Annotated in this window: 18 protein-coding genes; 10 read left to right on the plus strand and 8 right to left on the minus strand. The window is 62.8% G+C overall.

Translation table 11 applies throughout. The features are described 5' to 3' along the window. Positions 1 to 86: 86 nt before the first annotated feature. On the minus strand, positions 87 to 2144 hold the full coding sequence (locus tag KW568_RS21650) for an LTA synthase family protein (RefSeq protein WP_259536746.1): 2058 nt from the start codon (positions 2142 to 2144) through the stop codon (positions 87 to 89). Between the two features lie 139 nt (positions 2145 to 2283). Further along, on the minus strand, positions 2284 to 2475 hold the full coding sequence (locus KW568_RS21655; RefSeq protein ID WP_003252818.1) for a PLDc N-terminal domain-containing protein: 192 nt from the start codon (positions 2473 to 2475) through the stop codon (positions 2284 to 2286). A gap of 126 nt (positions 2476 to 2601) precedes the next feature. On the opposite strand from KW568_RS21655, the gene KW568_RS21660 reads away from it, so the two are divergent. Continuing rightward, on the plus strand, positions 2602 to 3540 hold the full coding sequence (locus KW568_RS21660; RefSeq protein WP_003252816.1) for a ZIP family metal transporter: 939 nt from the start codon (positions 2602 to 2604) through the stop codon (positions 3538 to 3540). A gap of 261 nt (positions 3541 to 3801) precedes the next feature. Here the strand turns inward: KW568_RS21660 and KW568_RS21665 are convergent, their stop codons facing one another. Together KW568_RS21665 and KW568_RS21670 are read right to left on the minus strand one after the other, a co-directional pair. Further along, positions 3802 to 4332 (minus strand): hypothetical protein, encoded by a 531-nt coding sequence (locus tag KW568_RS21665; protein WP_004577082.1) that lies wholly within the window; start codon positions 4330 to 4332, stop codon positions 3802 to 3804. Between the two features lie 60 nt (positions 4333 to 4392). Then, complete coding sequence (locus KW568_RS21670) at positions 4393 to 4917, minus strand: ankyrin repeat domain-containing protein (protein ID WP_003252811.1); 525 nt, start codon at positions 4915 to 4917, stop codon at positions 4393 to 4395. A gap of 266 nt (positions 4918 to 5183) precedes the next feature. Between KW568_RS21670 and KW568_RS21675 the strand changes: the two genes are divergently transcribed. Next, positions 5184 to 5456 carry a DUF3509 domain-containing protein gene (locus KW568_RS21675; protein WP_003252809.1) on the plus strand — a complete coding sequence of 91 codons (273 nt, stop codon included), beginning with the start codon at positions 5184 to 5186 and terminating at the stop codon, positions 5454 to 5456. A 124-nt stretch (positions 5457 to 5580) separates the two neighbouring features. Here KW568_RS21675 and KW568_RS21680 read toward each other — a convergent pair whose 3' ends face one another. From KW568_RS21680 to aroC, 3 genes are all read right to left on the minus strand, one after another. Beyond that, the gene (locus KW568_RS21680) at positions 5581 to 6117 is read right to left on the minus strand and encodes an oxidase (RefSeq protein WP_003252807.1); all 537 of its coding nucleotides are present in this window, start codon (positions 6115 to 6117) and stop codon (positions 5581 to 5583) included. Further along, positions 6117 to 7271 carry an MFS transporter gene (locus KW568_RS21685; protein ID WP_012053343.1) on the minus strand — a complete coding sequence of 385 codons (1155 nt, stop codon included), beginning with the start codon at positions 7269 to 7271 and terminating at the stop codon, positions 6117 to 6119. The genes KW568_RS21680 and KW568_RS21685 overlap by 1 nt, the downstream gene beginning before the upstream one ends. A gap of 142 nt (positions 7272 to 7413) precedes the next feature. Next, entirely contained in the window at positions 7414 to 8505 is a 1092-nt protein-coding gene (gene aroC, locus KW568_RS21690) for a chorismate synthase (RefSeq protein WP_003252803.1), read from the minus strand. Between the two features lie 237 nt (positions 8506 to 8742). Here aroC and KW568_RS21695 point away from each other — a divergent pair, with 237 nt between their 5' ends. Together KW568_RS21695 and KW568_RS21700 are read left to right on the plus strand one after the other, a co-directional pair. Further along, positions 8743 to 9705 carry an alpha/beta hydrolase gene (locus KW568_RS21695; RefSeq protein ID WP_238738905.1) on the plus strand — a complete coding sequence of 321 codons (963 nt, stop codon included), beginning with the start codon at positions 8743 to 8745 and terminating at the stop codon, positions 9703 to 9705. 65 nt (positions 9706 to 9770) lie between these two features. After that, complete coding sequence (locus KW568_RS21700) at positions 9771 to 10553, plus strand: hypothetical protein (RefSeq protein ID WP_003252799.1); 783 nt, start codon at positions 9771 to 9773, stop codon at positions 10551 to 10553. 128 nt (positions 10554 to 10681) lie between these two features. On the opposite strand, the gene prmB is transcribed toward KW568_RS21700, so the two are convergent. Then, positions 10682 to 11590 carry a 50S ribosomal protein L3 N(5)-glutamine methyltransferase gene (gene prmB, locus KW568_RS21705; protein WP_003252797.1) on the minus strand — a complete coding sequence of 303 codons (909 nt, stop codon included), beginning with the start codon at positions 11588 to 11590 and terminating at the stop codon, positions 10682 to 10684. 181 nt (positions 11591 to 11771) lie between these two features. Here prmB and KW568_RS21710 point away from each other — a divergent pair, with 181 nt between their 5' ends. The 6 genes from KW568_RS21710 (at position 11772) to KW568_RS21735 (ending at position 16484) form a co-directional block, all read left to right on the plus strand. Then, positions 11772 to 12362: a cysteine hydrolase family protein gene (locus KW568_RS21710; protein ID WP_003252796.1), complete on the plus strand. Its 591-nt coding sequence runs from the start codon at positions 11772 to 11774 to the stop codon at positions 12360 to 12362. Positions 12363 to 12447: 85 nt separating this feature from the next. Beyond that, a complete protein-coding gene (locus KW568_RS21715; protein ID WP_004577080.1) occupies positions 12448 to 12768 on the plus strand; it encodes a hypothetical protein in 321 nt (106 codons plus the stop codon). A 658-nt stretch (positions 12769 to 13426) separates the two neighbouring features. Next, positions 13427 to 14755, plus strand: coding sequence for an IS110-like element ISPpu9 family transposase (locus tag KW568_RS21720; protein ID WP_004577239.1), 1329 nt, complete (start codon positions 13427 to 13429; stop codon positions 14753 to 14755). A gap of 121 nt (positions 14756 to 14876) precedes the next feature. Further along, entirely contained in the window at positions 14877 to 15437 is a 561-nt protein-coding gene (locus tag KW568_RS21725; RefSeq protein ID WP_259536754.1) for a Smr/MutS family protein, read from the plus strand. A 70-nt stretch (positions 15438 to 15507) separates the two neighbouring features. Next, positions 15508 to 16053, plus strand: a complete 546-nt coding sequence (folE, locus tag KW568_RS21730) for a GTP cyclohydrolase I FolE (protein WP_003252789.1) — start codon at positions 15508 to 15510, stop codon at positions 16051 to 16053. A gap of 59 nt (positions 16054 to 16112) precedes the next feature. Further along, positions 16113 to 16484 carry a glutaredoxin gene (locus KW568_RS21735; protein ID WP_004577078.1) on the plus strand — a complete coding sequence of 124 codons (372 nt, stop codon included), beginning with the start codon at positions 16113 to 16115 and terminating at the stop codon, positions 16482 to 16484. The last annotated feature ends 124 nt before the right edge of the window (positions 16485 to 16608 follow it).

Here is a 16608-nt window from a genome sequence, read left to right on the forward strand (position 1 = left end):
TCGCACAGGGCCAGCACAAGGTTCTAACCCTTGTCGTGCCTGTGGGAGCGGGCAAGCCCGCGAATGGGCCGCAACGCGGCCCCGGTTTACTTCGGTGTGCCGTGCACCACGCCAGCGGTGTTATCCAGCAGGCTCTTGGTCGCCGTCTGGATATACGCTTCCAGCTTCTTGAGCATTTCCGGCTGGTCCGGGCTTTCGATCAGTTCGGCCTTGAACTCGCTGCCCAACTGGTAGCGGTACATCCGCGGGCTCATGTCTTTGGACTCGATCAGGATACGGTCACCCTGCACCAGCCCGACAATCTGCTCGCTGCCCGACGGCTTGATCATGCCCACGCCCTGGTCACCCTCGGGCAGGTTGAGCAGGTCACGCCCCCAGCACTGGTGGCGAGCCTTGCCACCCAGGCGGCCCATGATGGTCGGCACGATGTCGACCTGGGTACCCACAGTGTGGTTCACCGCACCGAACTTCTCCTGAATGCCCGGGGCAATCAGCAGCAGCGGCACGTTGAAGCGGCCCAGGTCCAGCTCGGTAACCTGCTGGTGGTTGCCAAAGCCATGGTCACCGACGATGACGAACAGGGTGTCCTTGAAGTAAGGCTCTTTACGCGCCTTCTCGAAGAACTGGCCCAGCGCCCAGTCCGAATAACGCATGGCGGTCAGGTGCTCGTCCAGACGGCCCTGGCCGGTCACTTTCTCTACCGGCAAATCCTTCGGCAGGGCATACGGCGTGTGGTTGGACAGCGTCTGCAGCAGCGCGTAGATCGGCTTCTTGCCATCATGCTTGGCCAGCTCTTCGTTGCCGCGGTCGAACATGTCCTGGTCGGACACACCCCAGGTCGGGTCGGAGAACACCGGGTTGACGAAGTCATTACGGCCGATGAAGGTGGTCATCCCCTGGTTGCCGAAGAACCCGGACTGGTTGTCCCAGGCAAAGTCGCCGTTGTAGACGTACACGTCGTCGTAGTCACGGGCGCTGAGCAGCGCCGGCAGGCCCGACAGCTTATGGCCGCCTTCCGGGGTCTGCATCAGGTATTCGAAACCTGGCAGGTTGGGGAAGCAGGCCATGGTGGCGAACATGCCCTGGTGGGTATGGGTGCCGTTGGAGAAGAAGCGGTCGAACAGCAGGCCTTCTTTGGCCAGCTTGTCGAAGTACGGGGTGATGTTGTTGGGGCTGCCAAGCGCGCCTACCGAGTGGCCGGCGAAGCTTTCCATCAGGATCACCACCACGTTCTTGATCGGCAGGGTACGGTCAGCCGGCGGCACAAAGTCGCGGCGGATAGCGGCTTCGTCGGCGTCGACCAGCGTGTCGTGGGCGGTCAGCAGTTGCTCACGCACACTTTGCGTGGCCACGTCCTGCTGCAGGACTGGCTTCCAGATGTTGGCACGGTCCTCGCCAAAACGGCTCTTGGCAGCGTCGATCAGGGTCAGGGTGCCGTTCAGGCCCAGCTGGTTGACGAAGTTGGAGTCCGTGGTGAAGGCATCACCCCAGCGCATCGGCGGGCCCTGGCGCAGGGTGCCACGGGCAGCGACCACGGCCACCAGCAAGATCACCATGAATACCGCCAGGCGCTTGTACCACGGGGCAACGCGGTACAGGCCTTCGGCACGGGTGGCGCGATCGATACCTTTGAACAGCAGGCTCAGCAGCCAGGTCCCGAAGGCCCAGGCCAGCAGGTAGCGGACCACCGGGAAACCGTACCAGAGCATGCTCATGACGGTTTTCGGGTCTTCCTTGATGTATTGGAAAACCAGGCCGTTGAGGCGCTGGTGGAACTCGCGGTAGAAGTCCATTTCCATCAGGCCGAGGAACATCACCACGCTCGAAGAGAGGGTCAGCCAGAAACGGAACACGCCACGCCGGGCCATGGCCCAGGGGCTGAGGATGGCCAGCAGCAGCGGAATACTGATGTAAACCACCACCCGCAGGTCGAAGCGCAAGCCGTTGAGGAAGCCTTCGGCGACCGTCGAATAAGGGGTATCGCCGACCATGTCGTTGTTGTAGGCCAGCAGCGCCAGGCGCACGAGGCTGAGCATCAGCATGATCACCAGGCCGCTGAGCAGCGTATAGGCCAGGTGGGATTTCAAGGTCGGCGAAAATGACGTTCGCGCGCCCTGTTGCTTCAAGGCGTCCGTGTTAGCCATGAATGGGAAGGTCCTAGGATTGCGGTTTGCGAAGAGGCGATGGCGCTAGGCCAACGCAGCATTATGCGGGTGCGGATTCTGTTTAAACCAATGTGAAAATTTTGTCACGGCCCTATTACTGGCTATGTCAGTAACGCGCCTAGAGCCGCACATTTCCCCGCGGCCCGGCAATCGCCCAGATCACCAGCCCCACCACCGGCAACAAGGCAATCAACAAGATCCACAACACCTTGATGCCCACCTCGCTGCCACTCTTGATCACGTTGAGAATGGCCCAGATATCCAGCGCCAGAATGATCAGCCCGACCAGGCTGTTGAAGGTAGATCCCATGTCTGAATTCCTGTCCAGAGGCTTTGCTGCACAGCATAGTCAGCTATCGCAGCAATAGAAGGGAATCCTTGGCGGATGTCGCAGGTCCCTCGGTAGACTGACTGCATTCACTGATTCGAGGTTCGCATGCCACCCACCCACAGCCAAAGCGCCGCCCCCTCTTCACTGCTGCAGGCCTGGCGCCAGCAGGTTACCGATACCCCCTGGCTCAGCGCCGGCCTGGGGCTGAGCCTGCTGGCGGTGTGCGTGCTGCTGGCCGCCAGCCTCTGGAACGCGGTGAACGGCGACCATGCCGACAACCTGCACCTGGCCATGCTGGGCGGGTTGTCCGGCTTTGGGGCCACCGCACTGGGCGCCGTGCTGGCAGTGGTGCTGCGCGATGTCAACGCGCGCACCCAGGACGTGATGCTGGGCTTTGCTGCCGGCATGATGCTGGCCGCCAGCTCGTTTTCGCTGATTTTGCCGGGCCTGGAGGCTGCCCGCGAGATCACGGGCAACGGCCCGGCCGCTGCGTTTACCGTGGTGCTGGGCATGGGCCTGGGTGTGCTGCTGATGCTGGGCCTGGACCGCTTCACCCCGCATGAACACGAAAGCACCGGCCCGTGCGGCCCCGAAGCCGAGCGCATCAGCCGGGTGTGGCTGTTTGTGCTGGCGATTACCCTGCACAACCTGCCTGAAGGCATGGCGATTGGCGTGAGCTTTGCCAATGGCGACATGAACATCGGCCTGCCGCTGACCAGTGCCATCGCCATCCAGGACATCCCCGAGGGGCTGGCCGTGGCACTGGCCTTGCGCGCCACGGGGCTTTCCAACCTGAAGGCCGCGTTGGTGGCGATAGGGTCGGGCCTGATGGAGCCGCTAGGGGCGGTGATCGGGCTGGGGATTTCTACCGGCTTTGCCCTCGCCTACCCGATCAGCATGGGGCTGGCGGCGGGGGCGATGATCTTTGTGGTCAGCCACGAGGTGATCCCCGAAACCCACCGCAACGGGCACCAGACAGCGGCGACCCTGGGGTTGATGGGTGGGTTTGCGGTGATGATGTTTCTCGACACTGCGCTGGGCTGAAGATTGATATTTCGTGAGCCGGCCTCTTCGCGGGCTCGCCCGCTCCCACAGGGATATCACAGCGCCTGATGCGGTGGAGTATCTGTGGGAGCGGCCTTGTGTCGCGAAAGGGCCGCGAAGCGGCCCCGGCATTATTTGCATCGACGCTGAAATCCCGGGGCTGCTGTGCAGCCCTTTCGCGACACAAGGCCACACACACGGATCGCGCCAGCTTTCAGAAATTGAGCAAGACAGTTGCTCTCGAAAGGACTGCGCCAGGCTTTAGATGTGTACGGCGACCTTCAGTGCTTCCAGCGCCGGCTCGACCTTGATGCCCAGCGCTGCCCCCAGCTCCATTACCCGCGCCAGGTCCTGCTGCCCCACCATGACCATCTGCAGTTCATCATCGAGCAACTGGCTGAAGTTGAGCAGCACATAACCCCCGGCCTCCTTGTTCAGCGCGCCCATCTGCACCTGGATACGGTTGAGCGCGGTCAGTGGCTCGGTACGGGCCAGTTGCTTGGGCTTGAGGGTAAACGGCACGCTGTTGTCGAACGAGTCGCTGATCTGCTGGAACAGCGCCTGGTAGCTGTCGGCCTGGAACACCACGGTATCCGGCAGGCTGCCCAGCACCACCCATTCGCCCAAAGGCATCGGGAAAGTGTCGTCGTAGTTGATGTCGGGGTTGGCGGCCAGGAAGGCGACAGGGTCGGCGTAGGCCTGGGCGGCCTCGTCGGCGATACGCTCGATATCTGCCTCACGCATGCAGCCGGCGCCAATGAGGCTGATGAATTCGAGCAACTGAGTTTTCATGAAAGGGGGCCTGCTACGGGTGAAAAGTCGCCAAGGATAGCCGCAAATGCCCCCAGGCGGTTAGCCGGCCAGCACTTGCAGGCGCGCGGCGGTGTCTGCTGCGCCCATGGTTTGCGCCGCCATCAGGGCGGTGATGCCGCGGGCGTCCTGGTGCGCCGGGTCGGCCCCCTGGGCCAGCAGATAGTCGAGGATTTCGCTGCGGTTGAACATCGCCGCCAACATCAGCGCGGTGCGACCGTCCTGCGCGGCGGCATCCACCGGCACGCCATGCTCCACCAGCAGGCGAATCATCGCCAGGTCCCCTTTGAATGCGGCACCGGCAATCGGCAGTTGGCCATTGTCGTTGGCAATCAGCGGATCGGCACCTTGCGCCAGCAGCACGCGCACCGCCTCGTGGTGGCCGTGGTAGCTGGCCAGCATCAGCAAGGTATCGCCCTTGTGATTACGCAGGTTGGCCGGCAGGCCGCTGGCAAGCAGGCGCCCGAGCATGTCGGCGTCGCCCTGGCGGGCACGTTCGAACACCTGCTCGGCGAACGCAGCGGTTTCGTCATCGGTCATGGTGGCGGGTGCGGCTTGGCTGGACATAGGGAACCTCCTGGCATAATTGATGGCCCAAGTGTTCGTCAGGCATGCCATTGCGGTCAAAGGTTCATATTCTATGAGGCCGATAGGCAAACCCTGACCCGTGCAAAATGCACTGTGCAAAATGCACGACCGTGCAGCCTGCACGATGCCGCTTCTGCAAATCACCCGTAACCGCCTGTATTTACTGGGTTTTTCGCCAAACAGGATTCTGGCACGGTCACTGCAACCATCAACTCATGTCTGCCACACAACAGCCAGGAGTTGATATGGACCTCATCCAGCAAAAGTTCGCCTCGGTATTTTCGGCCTATCAGGTAAATACCAAAGCCCGGCCCGATGGCGGTGTACTGCTTACCCTGCGCGCAGCGGATGGCAAGGTTACCCGCCGGGTGCTGACCTACGGGCAATTGCACAGTGCCGAACAGCTGTCCTGGGCGATCAGTGCCATCCGTCGTGACCTGGCTGAAGAGGCCAGTGAGTTGCCGGTCATCTCGATGCTGCAGAGCCAGCAGCGGTTTGCCCTGCCGACCTATCGTTGAGATTTGTGTCGCCTGAACTGGCCTCTTCGCGGGTGAACCCGCTCCTACATGGACTGCGCGATGCCTTAGGGCGGCGCAAACCGCTGTAGGAGCGGGTTAACCCGCGAAGGGGCCGGCAATGCCATTACAACTCGTCGATCCCCAGAAACGCCCGCGCCGTCACATCCCCGGTAAACCGCGCCTGCATGCCCTGCTCGCTGCCATACAAGCGCAACGCCAGGCAAAACGGTGTATCACCCAGCTCAACCCAGCGCCGCGTCCCGGCCGGCACCAGCAGCTGGTCACCCTTCTCGCACAGCACCGAATACACCCAGTCCCCCAGCCGCAGGCCAACCTGCGCCCGCCCGCTGACCACGGCGAACAGCTCGTCGGCATCATGTACATGCTCATCACGCACATCGACCTGTGCCGGGTCTTCACCGTCGCGGTTGAGCAGCGCGAAGGCCTTGCTACCATGCGCCGTCATCAACTCATCCAGATACACGCGGCAAACCTCCAGCACCTCGTCCTGGGCCGTGCCCGGGCGCACCCGCAGGCCAGGTTCGGCATGCACAAAGCGCACGCCCTGTTCGGCCAACGTAGCGGCGATGTCGTCGTGGTGAGTCAGCACCTTGTTCGGCAGTGCCGGGCTGGCGGGGTGGAAAACGCTGAGAATGCTCATCAGGGGCGGGTCCTGGTCGGTTGCGAACAAAGGGCAATGATAACGGCTGCGGCCAAGGCTGCGGCACTGGCCATACCAAAGGTGAAGGTGGGGCCCAGCAGCTTCCAGCTGTAGCCTGAGTACAGCGCCCCCAGCGCACCGCCGGTACCCGACAGCGCTGCGTAAAGCGCCTGGCCCTGGCCCTGCTGGCGGGCACCGAAGCTGGCCTGGACGAACGCGATGCTGGCGGCATGGAAGCAGCCGAAGGTGGCCGCGTGCAGCAACTGGGCGAAGATCAGTACTGCCGGCTCCTGGGCCAGGTTGCCCAGCAGCAGCCAGCGCAATGCCGCCAGCAGGAAGCTGACCAACAGCACGCGCTGCACGCTGAAACGGGCGAACAGGCGGCTCATGACCATGAACATCAGCACCTCGGCCACCACCCCAAGCGCCCATAACAGGCCGATGGCACCGCGCGTGTAGCCCAAGTGCTCCAGGTGCAGGGTAAGGAAGGTGTAGTACGGCCCGTGGCTGAGCTGCATCAGGGCCACGCACGCGTAGAACGCGATCACCCCCGGGGCACGCAACTGCTGCAGGAAGCCCTCCGTGCCGCTGCGCCCACCCTGTTCCACCGGCTGGGCATTGGGCACCCACAGGCTGGCGGCAACGATGCCGGCCATGATCGTGACCAGCGCCACCGGGTAGATGTCCAGGCTCAACCACTCGAACAAGCGGCCCAGGCCAACCACGGTGAGGATGAAACCGATCGAACCCCACAGACGTACCTGGCTGTAGCGCGACGTTTGCCCGTGCAGGTGGGCCAAGGTGATGACCTCGAACTGCGGCAGCACCGCATGCCAGAAGAACGCGTGCAGGGCCATGACCAGCGCCAGCCAGGCGTAGCTTTTGCCGAAGAAGATCAGGGCGAAGGTGGCCAGGGTGCACAGCGCGCCAAGGCGGACGATCAACAAGCGCTGGCCCGTGCGATCGCCCAGCCAGCCCCACAGGTTGGGGGCCACGCAGCGCATCAGCATGGGGATGGCCACCAGCTCGCCGATGCGCGCCGGGGAGAAGCCCAGGTGGTCGAAGTACAGCGCCAGGAACGGTGCGGTGGAACCCAGCAGGGCGAAATAGAACAGGTAGAAGCTGGACAGGCGCCAGTAGGGGATGGGTTGCATGGGGTGGCCTTGTGGGGACCTGGGCCGGCCTCTTCGCGGGTGAACCCGCGCCTACGCGGATTTCACCCTGTCACTGCACCTGAGGGCAGTGATATCCCAATGTAGGCGCGGGTTTACCCGCGAAGAGGCCGGTGCAGGTGGATCAGCGCTGGCCCAGCACCGGGGTATTCACTTGCACATCGGCATTCTGCGCACGGTGGCGCAGCAGGTGGTCCATCAGCGCAATGGCCATCATCGCCTCGGCAATCGGCGTGGCACGGATACCCACGCACGGGTCATGGCGGCCCTTGGTGATGACGTCCACCGGGTTGCCATCGACATCGATCGAGCGGCCCGGGGTGGTGATGCTGGAAGTGGGCTTCAGTGCCAGGTGGGCAACGATCGGCTGACCGGAGGAAATACCGCCCAGAATGCCGCCCGCGTTGTTGCTGAGGAAGCCTTCCGGGGTCAGTTCGTCCCGGTGCTCGGTGCCGCGCTGGGCCACACTGGCGAAGCCGGCGCCGATTTCCACGCCCTTGACCGCGTTGATGCTCATCAGCGCATGGGCCAGCTCTGCATCCAGGCGATCGAAGATCGGTTCGCCCAGCCCGGGCATCACGCCTTCTGCGACCACGGTGATCTTGGCGCCCACCGAATCCTGGTCTCGGCGCAGCTGGTCCATGTAGGCCTCCAGCTCAGGTACTTTGTCCGGATCAGGGCTGAAGAAGGCGTTCTGCTCCACCGACTCCCAGGTCTTGAACGGGATTTCGATCGGGCCCAGCTGGCTCATGTAGCCACGCACGGTGATGCCCTGGGTGGCCAGGAACTTCTTGGCGATAGCGCCGGCGGCCACGCGCATGGCGGTTTCGCGGGCCGAGCTGCGGCCGCCGCCGCGGTAGTCGCGGATACCGTACTTGTGGTGGTAGGTGTAGTCGGCGTGGGCCGGGCGGAACAGGTCCTTGATGGCCGAGTAGTCCTTGGACTTCTGGTCGGTGTTGCGGATCAGCAGGCCGATCGAGCAGCCGGTGGTGCGGCCTTCGAACACGCCGGAAAGGATTTCTACCTCGTCGGCTTCCTGGCGCTGGGTGGTGTGCCGGCTGGTGCCGGGCTTGCGCCGGTCAAGGTCGTGCTGCAGGTCGGCGAGGGAAATTTCCAGGCCCGGAGGGCATCCATCGACAATGGCGACCAACGCCGGGCCATGGCTCTCGCCAGCGGTGGTGACAGTGAACAGCTTGCCGTAGGTATTGCCGGACATGGACGCTCCGCGAGTTCTGCCTGAAATGGACGAAAGCAGCAGTATACAGATGGTTGGGTGGCCTGTGCTGGCCTCTTCGCGGGTAAACCCGCTCCTACACGGTCACCACCAGGTTCCAATGGTGTGCAGCCCCCCGTAGGAGCGGGTTCACCCGCGAAGAGGCCGAACCTGCCATGCACACCCGAGAACCTTCCCGCAAACATTGGGTCAAACCCACATCTCCCCATGTAGTACCGCATGATGTCGCGCCTCGTCGCCTTGCTCTTCCTGCTGTGCACCGGCCTGGCCCAGGCCGCCGCCCCCACTGTACTGCAACGCCCGATCGACCTGGACACCGGCCAGGGCGTGCTGCACGGCAGCCTGCTGCTGCCGCAACAGGACACCCCGCCGCCAGTGGTGCTGATCATCGCCGGCTCCGGCCCCACCGACCGCGACGGTAACAACCCGGCGTCGGGCCGGGTCGACAACCTGAAGCGCCTGGCCCTGCTGCTGGCCAACGAACACATTGCCAGCGTGCGTTACGACAAACGCGGGGTGGCCGCCAGCCAGCCGGCCACGCCTGACGAGCGTGACCTCAGCGTGGAGCGCTACGTGGCCGATGTGGTCGCCTGGAGCCGCAAGCTCAAAGCCGACCCGCGCTTCGGCCCGCTGATCCTGATTGGCCACAGCGAAGGCGCACTGATTGCCAGCCTGGCCGCCGAGCAGGCGGGCGCCAGCGCAGTCATCACCCTGGCCGGCAGCGGCCGGCCGCTGGCCGAGGTGCTGCACGAACAACTGGCCCAGCGCCTGCCGCCCGCGCAACTGGCCGGTGGCAGTGCCCTGCTCGACCGCCTGCAGGCCGGGCAGACCAGCCTGGATGTGCCTGCGCCGTTGCGCCAGGTGTTTCGCCCCAGCGTGCAGCCGTACCTGATTTCGCTGTTCCAGCAAAACCCGGCAGCCGCCTTTGCCCGCCTGCCCATGCCCGCGCTGATCGTGCAGGGGCGCAACGACGTGCAGGTGGACGTGGCCGACGCCCAACGGCTGAAAGCGGCCAAGCCAGATGCACAACTGGTCCTGATTGATGGCATGAACCACATGCTGCGCATCAGCCCCAAGGGCATGAGCCAGCAGCGCGACAGCTACCTCAACCCCGAGCTGCCGCTGGCGCGTGAGCTGGGCGAGCGAATTGTGACGTTCATCCAGCATTTGCCTTCGGCGTAAGTCAAACAGGCTCAGGTCTCAGCCATGCCTGCCGATACAGCAGGCATAGCTGAGGACAAGCCCTGATGACCACCTCCCCCACCGCCGTCGAGCCGGCCGAAGAACCCCAGGAAATCCCCGCCCTGCCCTGGGCCGAGCTGACCGCCGAACATTTCCAGCTGCTGCGCCTGGCAGCACTGCCTACCGACCGCAGCACCGGCGCGCGGCCGCTGCGTTTTGTGCAGTTCGGCTATGCAGAGCGCCATGACAAGGCACACAGCCTGCTGCGCATGGAAATCCAGCTGCCTGGGCAAAAAGTGCACAAAGAGCAGAACCGCCTGGACATCCGCGTCGACCATGCCGAGCGCCTGGTGCGTATTGGCAATGAACATGGCCTGCAACTGGAACCGGTGAACCGTGGCATCGGCCGTTTCATGCTGGCCCAGGCCGCGCAGTGGTTGCAGCGCAGGTGGTCGCACTACCGGGTTGAAGGCATGGCGCTGCCGAGCAAGGATGCCCTGAACGAGGACTCACGCCTGCGCCGTGACCACTGCTTGCGCGGGGTGGGTATCGAGGTGCAGTACGAGGACAGCCAGCACCTGAAGGGCCGTACCGCGGATATGACGGTGGGCCAGCTCAAGGCCGCCTGGAGCAACGAGCGCCTGCAGCGGGTGGAGATTCTGGATGCCGCCAACCTGCTGCAGCAGGCGGACCAGCAACTGCAGGAAAAGGAAGGGCAACTGCGCGAGCGGGATGAGCGCGTGGCCAAATACCAGCGCGAAGACGGCGGATTGCGTTTCACCATTACCTGCCTGGTGGCGTTTGCCGTGTTCCAGGCAGGGCTGTTGATCTGGATTGCAACCCGCTAAGACCGCATCAGCCGGTGGAGATTGGGGCCGCTTCGCGGCCCATCGCGACACAAGGCCGCTCCCACAGATTGATCGCGCACCTTGTGGAGCCTTCTGGCGCGATGGGCTGCAAAGCAGCCCCAAATAGCCTAAACGCGGGCCTTGAACAATTCCTGATGCTGGCGGCACTGCTCGGCGGTGAGCATGAACACCCCGTGCCCGCCACGCTCGAATTCCAGCCAGGCAAAGTCCACCTCGGGGTACAACGCCTCGACATGCACCTGGCTGTTGCCCACTTCAACAATCAGCAAACCCTTCTCGGTCAGGTGGTCAGCCGCTTCGGCCAGCATCCGCCGTACCAGGTCCAGGCCGTCGCTGCCGCAGGCCAGGCCCAGCTCGGGCTCATGGTGGTACTCGGCCGGCATGTCGTCGAAGTCTTCGGCATCGACATACGGCGGGTTGGACAGGATCAGGTCGAAACGCTGCCCCGGCAAACCGCCAAAGCCATCGCCCTGCACGGTGTACACGCGCCCGTCCAGGCCATGGCGCTCGATGTTCTGGTTGGCCACCTCAAGGGCCTGGAACGACAGGTCGGCCAACACCACCTCGGCCTCGGGGAACACGTCAGCGGCGACGATGCCGATGCAACCCGACCCCGTGCACAGGTCCAGAATGCGCGCCGGCTCGCTGGCCAGCCACGGCTCAAAACGTTTTTCGATCAGCTGGCCAATGGGCGAACGCGGCACCAGCACCCGTTCGTCGACGATGAACGACATGCCGCAGAACCAGGCCTCGCCCAGCAGGTAGGCGGCCGGTACACGCTCTTCGATACGGCGCTTGAGCAGGTGCTGAAGGCGTACTCGCTCGTCGTCCTCGAGCATGCAGTCCAGGTAGCTGTCGGCCACCTCCCATGGCAGGTGCACCGCACCCAGCACCAGCAGGCGGGCTTCGTCCCAGGCGTTGTCGGCACCGTGACCGAAGAACAGGTCATGCTCGTGGAAGCGGCTGACCGCCCAGCGGATGTAGTCGCGCAGCGTGCGCAGACGGGATGTGATCACGGGGTACTCCTATTTTCAGACCGGACAAAAGTCTAACAGCCCCACCCGCACATTTGTTCCTTTGCCTTGCCCAAAGGCTAGCCACAGGCCAGTAACCATGCCGCTTGCGTTGTCAACCATTCCCATTGGCGCCAAGGCAGGGGAGAATAGGTATACAAAAGCCCTATCCAAGGAGCCCTTGATGTCCGTTCCAACCACGATGTTTCGCCTCACTGGCCGCGACTATCCGCCGGCCAAGCTGAGCCACGCCAGCCTGATCATCATCGATGCACAAAAGGAGTACCTCAGTGGTCCCCTGAAGCTGTCAGGCATGGACGAGGCCGTGGCCAACATCGCCAGGTTGCTCGACGCCGCCCGTAAAAGCGGCCGTCCGATCATCCATGTTCGCCACCTGGGCACTGTTGGTGGCCGCTTCGACCCCCAGGGGCCGGCTGGCCAGTTCATTCCGGGGCTGGAGCCGCTGGAAGGTGAAATCGTCATCGAAAAACGCATGCCCAACGCGTTCAAGAACACCAAGCTGCACGAAACTTTGCAGGAGCTGGGCCACCTGGACCTGATCGTCTGTGGTTTCATGAGCCATTCCAGCGTCAGCACCACCGTTCGCCGCGCCAAGGACTATGGTTATCGGTGCACCCTGGTAGAAGACGCGTCGGCCACCCGCGACCTGGCATTCAAGGACGGCGTCATTCCGGCCGCGCAGATTCACCAGTGCGAAATGGCCGTGATGGCTGACAACTTCGCTTGCGTCGCACCCACCGCGAGCCTGATCTGAGCGGCTTGCAGGACCGCCCGGCAGCCGGGCGGAACCCGATGGGCAGCAGCAGGTCGAATTCCGGATATCCACCGAGGAGAGCGGAATGAAGCTTAAAGGCAGTTTCGACGCCAAGCGCCTGCGCCCGCGCGAGCCGCGTAACTGGGGCGCCCGCCTGGCGGCCGGTCTGTCGGCCCTGCTGGCGACGCTGGGCGTATTGCTGGCCATGGCCGGCGTCGCCGGCCTGCTGGGCAACTACCCTGCCCTGCAGGAACTCAACGCCAACAAACCGTTGTCCAGCATCCTCACCGTGGCTGGCTTGTTGCTGCTGTGGCTGGGCGTGCGTTTCTGGCGGCGCAGCCGTATCCGCTTGCGCCGCGGGCGGGAGCTTAACCTGTCGCCGCACCTGATGAAGAAGCACGATTGAGACGCTGCTAACGCGGTCCTTGTGGGAGCGGCCTTGTGTCGCGAAAGGGCCGCAAAGCGGCCCCGGCAATTCATGCAGTGAACTGAAACCCTCGGGGGCGCTGCGCACCCCTTTCGCGACGCAAGGCCGCTCCCACCCCGATCGCACCGGCCTCAAGCCATGCGCAATCCCTGCAGGAGCGGGTTTACCCGCGAAGAGGCCCGCACAGGCTGCCCCGGCAATTCATGCAGTGAACTGAAACCCTCGGGGGCGCTGCGCACCCCTTTCGCGACGCAAGGCAGTTGCCCCCCGATCGCACCGGCCACAAGCCATGTGCAATCCCTGTAGGAGATCACCCAGCCCTTCCGGGCTGCGCTGTCGCGCAGCAAACATGAGGTGTACGGCTTCAGTTCCGCAGCGACGCTGACATTTTGAAAAAGAAAAGGCGGTTGGCCCGGTAGGGCCAGCCGCCTTTTGCTTTGTTAGGGTTCGTGTGCGCGGGACAGAGATCGTAGCCAGCACTGGTGTGTGTCCGCACACCCGCGTAGGAGAGTGATCCGCACGGTATCGGCGTGAAGTCCCTGTAGGCATCAGCTGATTCAGCTGTGACCACGTATGAGAGAGTGAACCCTTTCGCCACCGTGTGCCCCGCGCGCCCTTTATCCTGCGAGGATTCATCATGGCGCGCAAGCCTTCCAAGCAACGCTTTACCGTCGTCCATCCCGATTGCGCGGCGATCGATGTCGGTGGTCGAGAACATTTCGTGGCGGTCGATCCCCGGCACGAAAATCCCGTCCAGTCGTTCACGTCCTTTACTGACGACCTACTCAAGATGGCTAACTGGCTTGAAAGCCTGGGGATCAAGGTCGTTGCCATGGAATCCACGGGGGTTTATTGGATTCCAATTTACGAGATTCTCAGCGAGCGCGGTTTTGAGGTTTATCTCGTCAATGCCAGAGCAACTCGGCAAATCACGGGCCGTAAATCAGATGTGTTGGATTGCCAGTGGATTTGGCAGCTGATGACTCATGGACTGCTCAGAGGCGCATTCCGCCCCGATGATCTGACCTGCTGCGTCCGGTCATTGGTCAGGCAGCGTGCTTCCAAAGTGAAAGACCAGGCGCAGACGCTGAACCGTATGCAAAAGGCCATGAGCCAAATGAACATCCAGCTGGCCAATGTCATCAGTGATATTTCCGGTGTAACTGGCATGAAGATTTTGCGAGCCATCTGCGCAGGTGAACGGGACCCAGTGCAACTGGCTGAACTGACCGACCGCCGCATCAAGGCAGGCAAGGAGGCTGTCGCTCGGAGTCTTCATGGCAATTGGCGGCGCGAGCATTTGCATGCGCTAACTCAGGAATTGGCTGCCTATGACTTCCTGGAGCAGCAAATTGCTGATTGTGACGACGCCATAAAAGCCGCGTTAGAGCAGTTGCCGGTGCTGCAAAACAAGCCAGAGCCATCCAATAAGCCTTTACGGAGCCCACACCGAAACGGTGTCCAACAGACTGAATTGCATCAGACATTGTGGAAAGTTCTTGGCGTGGACCTAACCGCAATTCCAACCATTGGGGTGGACACTGCATTAGTGCTGGCAGGGGAGATCGGTACAGATCTATCACGCTTCCCGTCCTCACAGCACTTCTGCTCTTGGTTGGGACTGGCTCCCCCTACCCGAATTTCCGGCGGTCATCGACTGGCAGGTGGCGGGCCCAAAATAGTCAATCGAGCAGCTCAAGCACTCAAGCAGGCCGCATCCAATGCCCGTAACGACAAGGGTTTCATTGGTGCATCACACCGAGCCAGACTGACTCGAATGGATACCAGCTGCGCCATCAAGGCCACTGCGCATCAGTTGGCACGTCTGGTGTACAACCTGTTAACCAAGAAGCAGGCTTATGTTGAACAAGGTCTTGAGGAGTTCGAAACCAGAAGCCAAGACCGGCAGGTCCGGGCTTTGCTTCGCAAAGCCCGGAAACTGGGGTATCAACTGGTGGCCGCTTGAGTGTTTAGAAAACAATGGGTTGCATTTTGTTTGATGAGAGCGGGTTTACCCGCGAAGAGGCCCGCACAGGCTGCACACGGCCCCACAGTCGCGTAAACTACGTCGCCTACGTGGAGGCATCATGCAAGACGACGATTTTTCCCTGTTCAACGCCGAAGTGCGCGGCGTAAAGCCGATCAGCCACGACCGTGCCGACGTCGGCAAGCCCAAGGCCGACCGCCAGAAGCTGGCCGGCCTGCGCCAGGCGGCGACCGTGCGCAGTGACAAGGCCTTGGTCATCGATGGCATGTCCGACCAGTTCGTCATCGACGTAGGCGCCGAAGACGAGCTGATGTGGCGCCGCGATGGCGTGCAGGAAGGCCAACTGCGCAAGCTGAAGCTGGGGCAGATTCCATTCGAGGGCAGCCTCGACCTGCACGGCATGACGGTGGAAAAGGCCCGCGAAACCTTGTGGGACTTCATCGCCGAAGCCACCAAACTGGAGGTGCGCTGCGTGCGAGTGACCCACGGCAAGGCCGCACGCCTGGACGGCAAGCGCCCGATGATCAAGAGCCACGTCAACACCTGGCTGCGCCAGCACCCGCAAGTGCTCGGTTTTGCCTCGTGCAGTGCCCGCCACGGCGGCACTGGCGCGGTGTATGTGATGCTGAAGCGAACCATGCTCGAAGGCCGCGACGAGTAACGCCGCGCTTGCAGCGCCGCCCTCACCGCCGTACCCTTCGTTTTTGCGATTTTTTCCCACAGGTAGATCCATGTCCCTGGAACAGAACTACACCGAGATCCTCAGCCAGATTGGCGAGGACGTCTCCCGTGAGGGCCTGCTCGACACGCCCAAGCGGGCCGCAAAGGCGATGAAGTACCTTTGCCGCGGTTATGAGCAAACACTGGAAGAAGTCACCAACAACGCTTTGTTCAGCTCTGACAACAGCGAAATGGTGCTGGTCCGGGACATCGAGCTGTATTCGATGTGCGAACACCACATGCTGCCGTTCATTGGCAAGGCACACGTTGCCTACCTGCCGAAGGGCAAGGTACTGGGCCTGTCCAAGGTGGCACGTATCGTCGACATGTACGCCCGCCGCCTGCAGATCCAGGAAAACCTCAGCCGCCAGATCGCCGAAGCCGTGCAGCAGGTAACCGGTGCCGCGGGCGTGGCCGTGGTGGTCGAAGCCAAGCACATGTGCATGATGATGCGCGGTGTCGAAAAGCAGAATTCGACCATGATCACCTCGGTGATGCTGGGTGAGTTCCGCGATAACGCCGCCACCCGTAGCGAGTTCCTCAGCCTGATCAAGTGATTGGTTGCTGACCCCAAGCCGACCCTTCAGGGTCGGCTTTTGCATTTCAGGAGTTGTCCATGATCGTCAAAGCCCTGCGGGTTGGCCTCGGCCAGCTCATTGTGTTCGGTGACTGGATCAGCCGCCCGGCCAAGCGCAAGCGCGACGCGGCCGCCCAGGCCCGCATCGAGCAAGCGGCCAAGGGGCTGGCGCTGTACCAGTTCCACGCCTGCCCGTTCTGCGTCAAAACCCGCCGCACCCTGCACCGCTTGAACGTGCCGGTGGCGCTGCGCGACGCCAAGAACGACCCGGTGCACCGCCAGGCCCTGCAAGAAGGTGGCGGCCGGGTGAAAGTGCCATGCCTGCGCATTGAAGAAGCCGGCAAGGTGACTTGGATGTATGAGTCCAAGGCGATCATCGCTTACCTGGATGAGCGGTTTGCTTCGGCCTAAAAGCGCTGCAAGTCGGAGCGGCCTTGTGTCGCGAAAGGGGCGCGAAGCGCCCCCAGGATTACAGCATCGCGGCACAAATTGCTGGGGCCGCGTTGCGACCCTTTCGCGACACAAGGCCTGTGCC

Origin of the sequence: Pseudomonas sp. HD6515, from assembly GCF_024971855.1 — a bacterium.
GTDB lineage: Bacteria > Pseudomonadota > Gammaproteobacteria > Pseudomonadales > Pseudomonadaceae > Aquipseudomonas > Aquipseudomonas alloputida.

Coding starts and splice junctions, on each gene's coding strand:
- KW568_RS21650 (WP_259536746.1), bottom strand. CDS start 2,144: ATGGCTAACACGGACGCCTTGAAGCAACAGGGCGCGCGAACGTCATTT.
- KW568_RS21655 (WP_003252818.1), bottom strand. CDS start 2,475: ATGGGATCTACCTTCAACAGCCTGGTCGGGCTGATCATTCTGGCGCTG.
- KW568_RS21660 (WP_003252816.1), top strand. CDS start 2,602: ATGCCACCCACCCACAGCCAAAGCGCCGCCCCCTCTTCACTGCTGCAG.
- KW568_RS21665 (WP_004577082.1), bottom strand. CDS start 4,332: ATGAAAACTCAGTTGCTCGAATTCATCAGCCTCATTGGCGCCGGCTGC.
- KW568_RS21670 (WP_003252811.1), bottom strand. CDS start 4,917: ATGTCCAGCCAAGCCGCACCCGCCACCATGACCGATGACGAAACCGCT.
- KW568_RS21675 (WP_003252809.1), top strand. CDS start 5,184: ATGGACCTCATCCAGCAAAAGTTCGCCTCGGTATTTTCGGCCTATCAG.
- KW568_RS21680 (WP_003252807.1), bottom strand. CDS start 6,117: ATGAGCATTCTCAGCGTTTTCCACCCCGCCAGCCCGGCACTGCCGAAC.
- KW568_RS21685 (WP_012053343.1), bottom strand. CDS start 7,271: ATGCAACCCATCCCCTACTGGCGCCTGTCCAGCTTCTACCTGTTCTAT.
- aroC (WP_003252803.1), bottom strand. CDS start 8,505: ATGTCCGGCAATACCTACGGCAAGCTGTTCACTGTCACCACCGCTGGC.
- KW568_RS21695 (WP_238738905.1), top strand. CDS start 8,743: ATGATGTCGCGCCTCGTCGCCTTGCTCTTCCTGCTGTGCACCGGCCTG.
- KW568_RS21700 (WP_003252799.1), top strand. CDS start 9,771: ATGACCACCTCCCCCACCGCCGTCGAGCCGGCCGAAGAACCCCAGGAA.
- KW568_RS21710 (WP_003252796.1), top strand. CDS start 11,772: ATGTCCGTTCCAACCACGATGTTTCGCCTCACTGGCCGCGACTATCCG.
- KW568_RS21715 (WP_004577080.1), top strand. CDS start 12,448: ATGAAGCTTAAAGGCAGTTTCGACGCCAAGCGCCTGCGCCCGCGCGAG.
- KW568_RS21720 (WP_004577239.1), top strand. CDS start 13,427: ATGGCGCGCAAGCCTTCCAAGCAACGCTTTACCGTCGTCCATCCCGAT.
- KW568_RS21725 (WP_259536754.1), top strand. CDS start 14,877: ATGCAAGACGACGATTTTTCCCTGTTCAACGCCGAAGTGCGCGGCGTA.
- folE (WP_003252789.1), top strand. CDS start 15,508: ATGTCCCTGGAACAGAACTACACCGAGATCCTCAGCCAGATTGGCGAG.
- KW568_RS21735 (WP_004577078.1), top strand. CDS start 16,113: ATGATCGTCAAAGCCCTGCGGGTTGGCCTCGGCCAGCTCATTGTGTTC.